Source organism: Spongiactinospora gelatinilytica (genome assembly GCF_003236385.1).
Lineage (GTDB): Bacteria > Actinomycetota > Actinomycetes > Streptosporangiales > Streptosporangiaceae > Spongiactinospora > Spongiactinospora gelatinilytica.
Map to the genome: position 1 here is coordinate 1 of NZ_POUA01000260.1, position 11357 is coordinate 11357.

Consider the following 11357-nt stretch of genomic DNA (forward strand, 5'->3'; position numbering starts at 1 on the left):
GGCCACGAGGGGGGAGGGGAGGTGCCCTCTCACGTCTCACCGTCGCATCGCGCGGGATCTCCTTTCCGGGGCGTCCTGCAACCGCCAGGGTCATTCTTGACGGCTTCTGTACCAAATGGGGGTTTTGTCCATCTGGCTGGGCCGGTAGAAACCGGCACATGCTCTCCTGGCCCTGCCACCAGCCGGAATGCGCAACACCGCGGCCGGTTGACCCATGAGCAGCCCGCCCGTCACGCCGGTAGGCCCAGCCCACCTGCGGGGCGTGATCGCGCCGATGCTCGCCCGGAGCATCACCGCCTTCCCTCAGGCCTGCCCGGGCACGCTGGCCTATGAACCGAAGCTGGACGGCTTTCGCTGCCTGGCCGTCCTCACCGGCGATCACACGGTGCGATTGCAGTCCCGGCGCGGCGCACGGCTGAACGATGCCTTCCCCGAGGTGGCGGCGGCGATCGCCGCGCACGTCCCGCCGCATACCGTGCTGGACGGCGAAATCGTCTGCTGGGCGCCCACCGGCAGGCTCGACTTCGGCGCGCTGCAGCGCCGCAACACGGCCGGACATCGGCAGGCGGCGCTGCTCGCTCGCAGCGCCCCTTGCCACTACGCCGCCTTCGATCTGCTGCGGGGCGACGGCCTCGACGTGCGGGACCGGCCGTTGTCGGTGCGCCGCGCCATGCTGGAAGAACTGTTCGCCGCGCTGCCCTCCGCCGGTGTCCTCGCACTGGGCATGCACACCCGCCAGGAGGACACCGCGCGCGGCTGGTACGCCTCGATGCACGTGGCCGGCGTCGAGGGTCTGGTGATCAAACCGGTCGGCTCCCGCTATCAGGGCGGGGTGCGGGGCTGGATGAAGCTGAAGTACCGCAGTTCCGCCGAGGCCGTGGCCGGGGGATTCACCGGCCCTGCGAGGCGCCCGGAGACCCTGTTGCTCGGCCGCTTTGACGAACAGGGGCGGCTGCGCGTGGTCGGCCGCACCACCCGGCTCGGCGGCCGGGCGGCGGCCGAGATCGCGCCGCTGCTCACCCCGGCGCTCGGTGCCCACCCGTGGCCGGTGCCGCTGCCGCCCGGCTGGGCCGGTGGTCCCTACGGCCGCCGCGACCCCATCGCCTACACCAGGATCCGGCCCGAGCTGGTGGTGGAGATCCTCGCCGACACCGCCAGGGACAAGGGGCGGCACCGGCACCCCGTGAGGCTGCTACGGCCGCGCCCCGACCTTGACCCGGCGCACGTGGCCGGGCCGGACGACGCCGTGGCCTGACCCCCGGCCCGTCATCTCGCCGAGGGCCATCGACCGGCATCGCTTCCATCCTTGAGCTGCCGGACAAGCCCTTTGCTGGTGAGACCCCGGTGAGCCGATCAACTGCGAATCCTGCCGGCCCGCCGGTGGCGACGTTGCCGGCGCATCCCGCGCCTGCTCAGCGGCTCGACGTCGGCCACACCACGGTGGCCAGGCGTCGGAACGGCGGACCGGCTCCCCCAAGGTGCGCGCGAATGGCGCCCGCGGCCCGGCCCTCAACGATCGGGGTGTCTTGGTGAACCGCAGCCATTCGGCGCAGGCCGTCCAGAAACGTACACCACTGCCGGACGGCCCAACCGCAGCGGGTCGATCAGGAAGCGACCGGCGGGGGAGTGTCGGTCCATTCGGCCGCATGCTCCATGGTCCAGGATTTGCCTGGCAGCGGCTTGCCGTCGTGGGTCGTGGCCACCGTGCTGCGCTTCAGCGTCATGGCTCTCGTGTCCACGTCGACGGTGAACGCCGTCTGGCCCTTCGGGTCCTTCAGCGCGTACGCGAGCCTCTCCACCCCAGCGCCCTGTCTGGCGCGCTGGACTCCCGGCATCGCGGACAACGCCTTGTAGGCGGCGGCACGTACGGGTTTGGGCGCGGGCATGCTGTACAGCAAGCCTGTGTAAGCACCCTTCACCCAGATGTCGAAGTCCTCCGCGCGGACGGGGTCGGCTCCCTCGGCGGATGCCTTCGCCAGCCACGCTTTCAGCTCCTTCGGCGTGGCCGGCAGCCTCTGGATGTCCCGGAAGGACAGCTTCCGCTGGTTGAACCACCAGCCTGCGCCCTTCACCGGGCCCTTCACCGGCCGCACGACGGCCTTGCCGCGCTGGGTGGAGAGCTTCACCAGCATGCCCTCGGTCCGGTAGCTCCACTGCTGCGGAGATCCATCGCGCTTCCACGCCGCCTGGTCGGCAGCGCTCTTCGGGCGCCAGCCGAGCGATCGGTGCGCATGCCACATACGGCCGTCGCGGTCGGCCCACTCCTGGCTCTCCTCCTGCTGCACGAGCCAGTACTTCTCCGTCACGCCCACCTGCCGGGCATGTGTCCGGGTCTGCAGGGTCCTGACGTACCAGAAGGCGGACTCCGCCGTCGCGGCCGCGGAGCCGGACGCGCGAGCATCCGTGACGGCGAGGGACGGGGCCGGGATGGCTGTAAGGGCGAGCGCGGCGATGGTGATCAGCATGGGTTTACGCATGTTTGCTTTCCTCACTGGGTGTTCTCGTCGAGAGGGTGGGGGTTGGGCAGGTTCGGCTTCTGGTCGGTCCAGGCAGTCGACTCGACCGCGCTGAACTCGACGATCTCGTGGGTGTCCGGGGAGAGTTCCTCCAGCGCCAGCGGAGCGCCGGTCGCGGGGTCGACGATCAGTCTCATTCGCTCCTGCCGGCCGGGATGCTCGGGGTCGGGCTTCAGGTAGACGATGGCCTGTCCGGTACGTCCGAGCTGGTCGGTGGCCTGGCCTTTGGTGGTGACCGCCGGAAGCGAGGCCATGAGTTCATAGGCGGCGGCTCGTACCTGAGAGCTGACCGGCACCTGGACGATCAGCTCGGCGAGGTTGTTCACCAGGTCGGTGGTGTCGCCCTGAGGCGGCTGCAGCAGCGCACGGAGCCGCTCCGGATCCTGCGGCAGTTCCTCCATCTCCGTCAGCGGCTTGTCGACGAGCACCAACCGCCAGTTCGTGTCGGCCCACTCATCCGATCGGGCCTGGCCAGGCCCCATCGTCAGCCGCTCGTAGTCCGCACCGAGCAGGAGCGCGCGGCCCACGCCATCCCGGTAGGTCCAGGCCGCGGGAGAGCCGTCGGCCCGCCAGGCCTGCTCATCTGGAAGGGTGGCTGGCCTGGCGCCGAGATACTGCCGCACGGTCCAGTGGAACTCCTGCTGTGCCGCCTGGATCCAGGTCTCCTCGGCCGCGGTGACCTGCAGCGTGTACCGGCCGCCCGGCTCGCGCTGCCGCACGCCTTTGATCAGCTTGATGCCCCACCAGTCGCCGTCGGCCGGCTGCTTCCCGACCGAGGCGGCAGCGGCCAGCAGGATCTGCTGGGCACTCGGCCGTGCGGGTGGCTGAGCGGCCTGGGAGAGCACCAGGGTGACGACCGTCACGGCCGTGGTCAGCCCCAGACCGAACGCCGGCCAGCGGTTCCTCCGTGGCGAGCGCCCGGCCGATCGTGGCGCGGAGCGCCGGCTGCCCGTCCGTCCGGCGAGACCGGTCGAAGCGTGTTCCTGCTCGATCAGTGCCAGCACCCGCGCCCGGCCGCGGGTGACCGTCTCCGCCGACGGCCCTGGTACTGCGCACTGCTGCCGGATCGCGGCCAGGTCATCCATCTGCGTCTCCGTTCATGGAGTCGGCATTCTCGAGAGCGGCCCGTACCTTCCTGCGGGCCCGGTTGAGCCGGGACGAGACCGTGCCGTAGGGGATGCACAGTGCCTCGGCCACCTCGTCGTAGGTGAGACCCGCCAGCGCGATGAGCAGCAGCACGTCTCTGTCGCCCGGGGACAGGCCGGCCAGCGCCAGCCCCAGCGGCCGCCGAGCACGGGCCGCGTCCACGCGGGTGGTCACCCGGTCCTCCATTCCCACCTCGGCCTCCTTGGCGGAAGGCACCCGTCGGAAGGCTGCGAGCATGCGAGCGAGCTTGCGGCGCCGGCCTACGACGAGATTGGTGGCGATGCCGTACAACCAGGGCCGTACGGCGCCTCTGCCGGGGTCGAAGGTCTGCCGCTTGCGGAACGCGACGAGGAAGGTCTCCGCCGCCAGGTCCTCGGCGGCCTGCTGCCCCAGCCGGAACGCGAGATAGCGGTAGATCTCCTCGAAGTACCGGTCGTAGAGAACCGCGAATCGCTCCGGCTCCCGCACCGAGGCGGTGAGGGCCAGGGCGTCATCGTCTTCGGCCTGCGTCGAGGGATCACTCACCGCCGGTGGAGCGGTCATGCGGGGTGTCCTTTCTGCCGTTCACATCGCTTACTCCACCGGTCGCGGTGATTCCCTTCACGCGATGACCGCAGAGCGGCATCCTTCGGCGTCGTCGAGAGCCACGCCGCCCATGGGGCAGGGGGTGTCATCGAGCGAGCGTCCGATACGCGCGGATGATGGTCTGCTCCACCGTGTTCCCGCGCGTATCCGTCGCTCTGGCGCGCAGCGACACGAACCCGTCTCTGGCGGGATGCCTGACTTTCATGACTCCTCCGACTGCCTCCGCACGCGCCCAGTTCGCTCCGTCGTCGAAGGAGACGTGCAGCTCGAGGGACCGTGGAGGGCCCGCGTCCGAGCCCGCGAGGCGTTCGACGCTGACCGGTATGAGGTATGGCCGGCCGCTCGGCGCCGTGTTGCTGGAGTCGAGGGGAGGCTTGAAGCGGACGATGGACAGGGGCAGCCGCCTGGCCGTTTCGCCGGCACCGGCGGACCGGAACGTCCACGCGGTCGAGGTTCGTGAGGACAGCGCCGCAGGTTGGCGATGCTCGGATTCCATCACCAACCGGTAGGAGGATTCGTCCTTCGGGACGTCGAACGATGCGTGAGACGACGGACTCTCGCCGACCAGGGCTCCGTTCCTGTGGAGCGCGGTGCGCACCGTCGTGTACGTGGCGCGGCCTGTCCGACCGGCGCTGTCCCCCAGGGGAGCGCCTTCGATGGTCATCGTGTCGCCTTCGCGCCAGGCGCTTGCCGTCTCCTCGCGTTCGTCCTGCGCGAGAACGGGGGCGAACACACCCCGGTTCCAACGTTCGACGTAGTGGCGTCCTGGCTCGAACCGCGATTCACGATCTTCGAAGGAGACCTGCGCTTTTCCGCCGGAGACGATCTCGGTGAAGTGCTTGCGCCACCGCATGTCGCCGTCAGAGTTCACATGGAGTGTGTGAGCCGCGGGCAGGGACACCGGGGTGCTGAGGGGATAGCCCTCGAGCCGGAGGTCAGGCAGTTGTGCTTCGCCGATCCAGATGCCGTGTGTCCCTGGGGTCTGCGCCGCGTAGTCGGCGCGGACGGTTGCCAGATGTCGCCGCTCCACATTCTTCCGGAATCCGGTGACCATGCCGCCCCGGTGTGACCAAGCCAGGCGGTAGAGACCATCGCTTCCCGTCCACAGTCCATCGACTCTTGTCACGGTTTCGTCGGGGAAGGGGTTGGTCCCCAGCTGGGCCGTGGAGATCTGGTCCGGCCGCTCGGCGATCAGTTCCCCGGCAGCGGCATCGTTTCGAGTCAGTGGCCCGCCGTAGTTCACCGACACCCACTGCGGCTCAGCGGCGGCCGGGAGGATCACCTCGACCGGTCTGGCCATCCGCGCGTCCATGACCACGGCGCCCGCCTGCCGCACCTCCAACGCGGGATGGACCAGGTAGGCGGAGTGCTCGCCTTCGCGTACGACGCTCCTGAGCTCCCAGACGCCCTTGGCCAGCCGGACCGTGGCCTCGCTGCCCACCGCGTTGATGTTGACGAAGCGTGACCTCTGGGCGGGATCGTCGAGCCTGCGCAGCTGAGTGCTGCCTGTGCCCGGCTGTCCTGCCCGATCCACGTACTTGATCGTCAGAGGGTACTTCTCGCTTTCCTTCTCTATGCCCAGTGGTGTGCTGATCCTTGCCCGGTCGCCGCCGGCGGACAGGTAAGCGCCTCCCGGCCGGTCCGTGGCCAGCCTGGAGACGTCGGCTGTGACGACGGCCTCGGCCACGCCGCCGGGCGGGACCACCAGAGAGGAGGGGGTCACCGTGAACACCGCGTGAGCGTCGTGCTCGATCGCGAGGGCGAGCGTGACAGGTTCGGCTCCGTCGTTGCGGTAGGTGATCGGCTGCTTCACCGGCCGGTCGCCATTCGGCCACAGTTGCAGGCCGAAGCTGACGGCGGCCGGATCACTGGTCAGCGACTGCGTGGTGGCTCTGGCCACGTCCAGCCGGCCCGCCCCCTGGGCGAACACCTCCGCATCGGGGCTCGGCGTGGCAGCGGCCATCAACGCCGCCTTCAACTTCCGGCCATCCCAATCAGGATGCTGGCCGGCGAGGATCGCGGCGGCTCCCGCGACATGAGGGGCCGCCATGGAGGTGCCCGACTTCGGTACGTACAGGCCGTCTCCACCGGAATCTCTGCTGCGCGCGGCGACGATGTCCGTGCCCGGCGCGGTGATCTCAGGCTTCAACGCGGAGTCGCCCACTCGCGGGCCTCGGCTGGAGAACTCGACCATGCCGTCCGATCGGTTCACCGCACCCACCGCAAGCGCAGCATCGGCACTGGCCGGTGAGCTCAATGTGCGGGCACCGTAACCGTTGCCGGCGGCGGCCACCACCAGTACGCCATGGCGATCGCTGAGGAGCTGGACCGCCTGCTCAAGGAGATCCAATCCTTCTCTGTCCGGGCTACCGAGGCTCAGGTTGATCACCTTGGCGCCGTTGTCCGCAGACCACTGCATCCCCGCCAGGACCGACGACGTCGGGCAGCCGTCTATGTCGCACACCTTCCCATCCAGCAGGACGGCTCCGGGAGCGACCCCTTTGACCTGCCCAGCTCCGGCGACCGTGGCCGCCACATGCGTGCCGTGCCCGGTCAGATCGCGCCCGTCGGAGGCCTCGGTGAAGTTCGCCCGAAGGCTCACCTTGCCCTCCAGGTCGGGATGGGTCGTGTCGATGCCCGAGTCCAGAACGGCGACCTTCACACCGGCGCCGGTGTGGCCCCGCTCCCACGTGGTAGGGGCGCCGACCTGCTTGACGCTGCTCACGAGCAACGGCATGGTCAACCGATCCAGCCACACCCGCGCCGACCGGCCGCCCCGGGTCAGCGCCGACAGCTCCAGCCAGAAAGCGGCGCGCTCCTCACTGCCGGCCCGGATGGCCAGGCCGTTCACCAGCGGCAGGTCCCGCACCACAGTCGCGGCGCCGGTCGCCGCAGACCGGAGGCTCTTCTCCGCGGCTTCGTCGCGGTAGGTCACGATGAGCGGAAGCCGGTCTGTCCTGGCGTAGCCGGCGGCGATCAGCCCGGTCACATCAAAGAGGTCGCGATCCAGGGTGCCCGCGTCCAAGGCCGGCGCGGCATCGCTGGGCACCACACGCAGCCTGCCCGCCGAGCGGTCGACGGCGAAAGAGATCTTCTCCCTGCCCTCGCCACGCTGGATCGTGACGCCGCGGCCGCGCCCGTCGACCGTGACATTGTCTCCGGTGATCAGCGTGACCGTGGCGGCCGCACTGGTTCCTGATGAGGGGGATACCGTTCCGCCGTCCTGCGTGGCGGAGAGCAGGGGCGCCGGGGCTGCGTTCGCCACACCTGGCGGCGCACTGACCGACAGGAATGACACGCATATGAGAGATAAGACGTGGCGTTTCATGTTCACCATGCTTCGTCGGGACAACTTTGCCGGTTATCCGCCGAAGTCGCTCATCCCCATCACGGGCGATCGAGCAACTCCCCGTGCGGTTCGGCTACATGGCCTGTGGCGGGTCAAACATCGAAGGTCCATTTCCGGGTGCCGGCTGATGGGGTGGTCAACGGTCTCTTGGGTGGCGGTGAGCATGGCGTCGTGGTGCTCCTGCAGCAGGGTGATGGGGTATTCCGCCGTTTGCGGGCTGAAGAGCGCGACCCGCAGGGCCGTCTGCCTCCATCCTCCGGTGTCGCTGAAGAGCCGGACCTTGCGGGCGGAGAGCACTTCGCGGATACCGAGGGTCACCGACATCGGCGGTACGAACTGGTAGGCCCCACCGAGTTTGCGGTGCGCGGGCGCGATGATCGTGTCGACGTTGTTCTCTTGGATCCGGACCGAGGACGTACGCAGGTCGTCGATGGTGATCACGCTCAGTGCGTTGCGCCGGGCCTGGTTGTAGGCCACGTGCCCGTCCTGGCCCCAGCCGCCGTAGGTCAGATCGATCGGCGCGGATGCCATCGCGTTCACCACCGTGTCAAGGGTCTCCGGCTCCAGCCAATGGCGTTGGGCGACCGGTACCGCCGGCTCGGACCGGATCGGGTCGTAGAAGTGCCGCTGCATGTATTTGCGGAACGAGTACGGATGCATACGCGGCTGCGCCTTGCCCTGCCAGTCCAGGCATTCGTCCATGTGGAACACCTCGACGTGGCCGTGGTCTTGTGCTTTCAGGCCATCTTCGCCACGGTCGAGCGGTGCTTGGCCGCCAGCGTCTTGAGCATCGAGGTCTCCGTGACCCATCGAAGACGGTCGAATCTCCAGACGTCGCCGGCCAGCAGGTAATACTGGACGATGCCCCGCTATTGCGACCCGAAGGCGTTGACGATGGTGTTGTCGTCGTAGCTCAGCAGCCGGGTCTGGCGAGTGGCTTGACCACACTTGAGATACGGGGCGCGTTTGGCCTTGATCACCGCAAGGGGCACGCGCAGTCCGATCGTGCCGTTGCCGGTCCGTCGTCCACGGGTCACCCTGTGGTCGCTGGATCGGGCGATGATTTCGTAGCCGAGGAACCTCGCCGCCGCACTGGTGCGCGCGTGAGTGATCAGAGTCTTGTCCTGCGACAGTTCCAGCTTGAGATCGTCACGAAGGAACTGGGCAAGGCGCTGCTTGACCTCTTCGGCTTCGGCCTTGGGTCCGGTGAACCCGAGGAGGATGTCGTCGGCTTATGCCGAGGCCCGGATTATGCCGACCGGCCCCGGAGAACGCCTGGTCAGGGCGGTGGGTGGGTTTCCGTTGTCGGCATAATCCTGCGTGTTCGCTGGTCATCTGCCTGTCTGGTTCGTGTCAGTGGTTCCTCCGGACGGGAGATGATCATGGGGACGGACGTGGATGCCGGCTGGCCGCCGGTGAGCGGGGACAGCGCGAGGCTGCTGGCGGAGTTCCGCACGTGGCTGGACCGGGAGCGGGGCCTGTCACCGGTGTCGGTGCGCTGCTATTCCAAGCAGACGAAGGCCTTCCTGGCCGCAATCGGCGGACCCGGAGCGGTGAACGGCCTGGACGCGGCCAAGGTCACCGCGTTCATGGTGGATCACTCCCGGGACCGCAACACCGCGTCGGCCAAGGCGATGGTGACCTCGCCGCGGGCGTTTCTGCGGTTCACGCACGCGACCGGGCGGACCGCCGTTCCACTGGCCGGGGCGGTCCCGGCGGTCGCGTCATGGAGGCTGTCTGCGCTGCCGCGTGGCCGAGATCGAGCTGCTGCTCACCGGCTGCGACCGGGATACGGCGGCCGGGCTGCGGGATTACGCGGTCCTGTCGCTGCTGGCCCGGCTCGGGCTGCGCGGTGCCGAGGCCTGCCGGGCTGCAGCTCGGTGACATCGAGTGAGGGGCCGGCGAGATCGCGGTCACGGGCAAGGGCAGCCGCACCGAGCGGCTTCCGCTACCGGTCACCGCCGGGAGGCGCTGGCCGCCTGGCTGACACGGGGCCGTCCCGCCTGTGAGTCGCGGGCGGTGTTCGTGACGGTGCGGCGGCCTTACCGGCAGCTGACGCCGGAGGCGGTCCGCGCGGTCATGGGCCGGGCCTGTGACCGGGCCGGGCTCGAGCGCCGCGGCGCGCACCGGCTCCGGCACGCGCTGGCGACCGAGATGCTGCGCGCCGGCGCGTCGCTGCCCGAGGTCGGGCAGGTGCTGCGGCACCGCAGCCAGCTGTCCACCTCGCTCTATGCCAAGGTCGACCAGGACGCTGACCCGCACCCAGCCGAAGCGCGCTGAGTGCGCATCAACGACCGTCAGGGGTGGGGCCGGGCGGCTCAGGGGTGGTGGCGCGGAGTTCGGCGGCCACGGCGCGTTCGCGTAGCGCGTCGGCTTCGGCGCGGACCCTTGCCAGTTCGCCGCGCAGGTCTGCGACGCGGGCGCGTTCCAGGGCCAGGTCCATGGTGAGCCGCTCGGCCTCGGCCGCGGCCGAGGCGCGTGCCTGCTCCGCCTCCGCCGCACGCTGCTGGTCAAGGGCCGCGTGCTCTCTGGCCTGTACGGCCTGCGCCCGGCACTCCGCCGCCTCCGACAGCGCCTCGGCGCGCCCCTGCTCGGCCGCCTCCGCCCGTGAGACCGCCCTGTCGCGTTCGGCCTCGGCGGCCTGGGCCTGGGCGCGGGCGGCGGCGGTGGCCCGTTCGGCGTCCTGCGCGGACTGCCGGGCGGTGAGCGCGTCGTCACGGGCCGCATCTCGCTGCGCATGGGCCAGCCGTACCTCCTCGGCGGCCTGCGAGGACTCCTCCTTCGCCTGCCGCGCCTCGGCGCGGGCGGCCTCCACGCGCTCGGCCATCTCTCTGGCGATCTCGTCGCGTACGCGCTCGGCGGTCTCGACCTTCTCGGCCATCTCCCGTCGTGCCGCGTCGCGCGCCCGCTCCGCCTGATCGGCTCGGCGCTCGGCCTCCTGCGCGGCCTGCTTGGCACGGCGTTCGGTCGTGGCGGCCTCGCGGAGCGCGGCCAGTGCCTGCTCACGCGCGGTCTCGGCGTCGGCGAGCGCCGCGTCCCGGTCGGCGAGGGCCCGCAGTTCGCTCTCCCGCATCGCCGAGCGCTCCCGCCGCGCGTGCTCGGTGGCCTCGCGGGCCAGCCGTACCTGCTCGAACGCCTGCTCTCGCTCGGTGCGGGCGATGGCCACCCGGGTGTGCGCCTCCGCCTGGATCGCACTGACCTTGGCCTCCACCCCGGCCGGGCTCAACTCCTGCGCCAAGACCTCCGCCAGCGGGGTGATCGCCGCGGCCAGTCCCTTTTCCATGCGGTCGTAGAGATCCTCGACCCTGGCCAGGGTCCCTTCCAGCCCGGGGGTGGCGCGCCGCAACTCCCGCTCCCGCTTCGCCACAGCCTGGCAGTCATTCTGCGGACAGTACTCCCGCGGGCGGCCTCGCCCCTGCCGCTGCTCGATCACCGCACCACAGTGCTTACACGGCCGCGCACCGCCACTGGTCTTCGTGGTCACCTCGGTAGCGTAGCAGCTTGATTTTCCGGAAATTCAAATTCAAAAAAAAAGATCTGTTGCGCCGTGGCGTGAGCGGCTCAACCAACGAGAATGTCAATTCCCGAAAGTTGATCAACGGAGGGGGAGAGGGGCACACGGCGGCCGGGCCGCACGTGTCCCGTCTCACTGCACTGAGGCAAGTTTCCTTGATCATGAGACATCCGCCGTTTGTCTCACCTATCTGAGGCATGATCGCTAATGCGTTGATCGCCACAGCGGTTGATCTTCGGGATGGGTG

At 69.6% G+C, this 11357-nt stretch carries 10 protein-coding genes; 3 read left to right on the forward strand and 7 right to left on the reverse strand.

Annotated elements, in window-relative coordinates; genetic code table 11:
* Window positions 1–214 precede the first annotated feature (214 nt).
* The gene (locus C1I98_RS26910; protein WP_233508215.1) at window positions 215–1255 is read left to right on the forward strand and encodes an ATP-dependent DNA ligase; all 1041 of its coding nucleotides are present in this window, start codon (window positions 215–217) and stop codon (window positions 1253–1255) included.
* Window positions 1256–1604: 349 nt separating this feature from the next.
* Here the strand turns inward: C1I98_RS26910 and C1I98_RS26915 are convergent, their stop codons facing one another.
* The 6 genes from C1I98_RS26915 to C1I98_RS43165 all read right to left on the reverse strand — a co-directional run bounded on the left by C1I98_RS26915 (window position 1605) and on the right by C1I98_RS43165 (window position 8633).
* Window positions 1605–2465, reverse strand: a complete 861-nt coding sequence (locus C1I98_RS26915) for a hypothetical protein (protein WP_111170219.1) — start codon at window positions 2463–2465, stop codon at window positions 1605–1607.
* A 23-nt stretch (window positions 2466–2488) separates the two neighbouring features.
* On the reverse strand, window positions 2489–3601 hold the full coding sequence (locus tag C1I98_RS26920) for a CU044_5270 family protein (protein ID WP_111170220.1): 1113 nt from the start codon (window positions 3599–3601) through the stop codon (window positions 2489–2491).
* Window positions 3594–4205, reverse strand: coding sequence for an RNA polymerase sigma factor (locus C1I98_RS26925; RefSeq protein ID WP_111170221.1), 612 nt, complete (start codon window positions 4203–4205; stop codon window positions 3594–3596). Before C1I98_RS26925 ends, C1I98_RS26920 begins: the two co-directional genes overlap by 8 nt.
* Before the next feature lie 127 nt (window positions 4206–4332).
* Window positions 4333–7575 (reverse strand): S8 family serine peptidase, encoded by a 3243-nt coding sequence (locus C1I98_RS26930; protein ID WP_158558198.1) that lies wholly within the window; start codon window positions 7573–7575, stop codon window positions 4333–4335.
* 758 nt (window positions 7576–8333) lie between these two features.
* On the reverse strand, window positions 8334–8459 hold the full coding sequence (locus C1I98_RS45820) for a group II intron reverse transcriptase/maturase (RefSeq protein ID WP_199537243.1): 126 nt from the start codon (window positions 8457–8459) through the stop codon (window positions 8334–8336).
* Window positions 8460–8465: 6 nt separating this feature from the next.
* The gene (locus C1I98_RS43165; RefSeq protein WP_199537241.1) at window positions 8466–8633 is read right to left on the reverse strand and encodes a hypothetical protein; all 168 of its coding nucleotides are present in this window, start codon (window positions 8631–8633) and stop codon (window positions 8466–8468) included.
* 712 nt (window positions 8634–9345) lie between these two features.
* Between C1I98_RS43165 and C1I98_RS45140 the strand changes: the two genes are divergently transcribed.
* Together C1I98_RS45140 and C1I98_RS43170 are read left to right on the forward strand one after the other, a co-directional pair.
* The gene (locus tag C1I98_RS45140) at window positions 9346–9480 is read left to right on the forward strand and encodes a site-specific integrase (protein ID WP_267898079.1); all 135 of its coding nucleotides are present in this window, start codon (window positions 9346–9348) and stop codon (window positions 9478–9480) included.
* A gap of 6 nt (window positions 9481–9486) precedes the next feature.
* Window positions 9487–9876 carry a tyrosine-type recombinase/integrase gene (locus C1I98_RS43170; RefSeq protein WP_199537242.1) on the forward strand — a complete coding sequence of 130 codons (390 nt, stop codon included), beginning with the start codon at window positions 9487–9489 and terminating at the stop codon, window positions 9874–9876.
* A gap of 7 nt (window positions 9877–9883) precedes the next feature.
* Here C1I98_RS43170 and C1I98_RS26950 read toward each other — a convergent pair whose 3' ends face one another.
* Window positions 9884–10963 (reverse strand): hypothetical protein, encoded by a 1080-nt coding sequence (locus tag C1I98_RS26950; RefSeq protein ID WP_233508217.1) that lies wholly within the window; start codon window positions 10961–10963, stop codon window positions 9884–9886.
* Window positions 10964–11357: the final 394 nt, after the last annotated feature.

Excerpts from the sequence above, each read along its gene's own strand:
- C1I98_RS26915 (WP_111170219.1), bottom strand. The coding sequence starts at position 2,465 with ATGCTGATCACCATCGCCGCGCTCGCCCTTACAGCCATCCCGGCCCCG.
- C1I98_RS26920 (WP_111170220.1), bottom strand. The coding sequence starts at position 3,601 with ATGGATGACCTGGCCGCGATCCGGCAGCAGTGCGCAGTACCAGGGCCG.
- C1I98_RS26930 (WP_158558198.1), bottom strand. The coding sequence starts at position 7,575 with ATGAAACGCCACGTCTTATCTCTCATATGCGTGTCATTCCTGTCGGTC.
- C1I98_RS26910 (WP_233508215.1), top strand. The coding sequence starts at position 215 with ATGAGCAGCCCGCCCGTCACGCCGGTAGGCCCAGCCCACCTGCGGGGC.
- C1I98_RS26925 (WP_111170221.1), bottom strand. The coding sequence starts at position 4,205 with ATGACCGCTCCACCGGCGGTGAGTGATCCCTCGACGCAGGCCGAAGAC.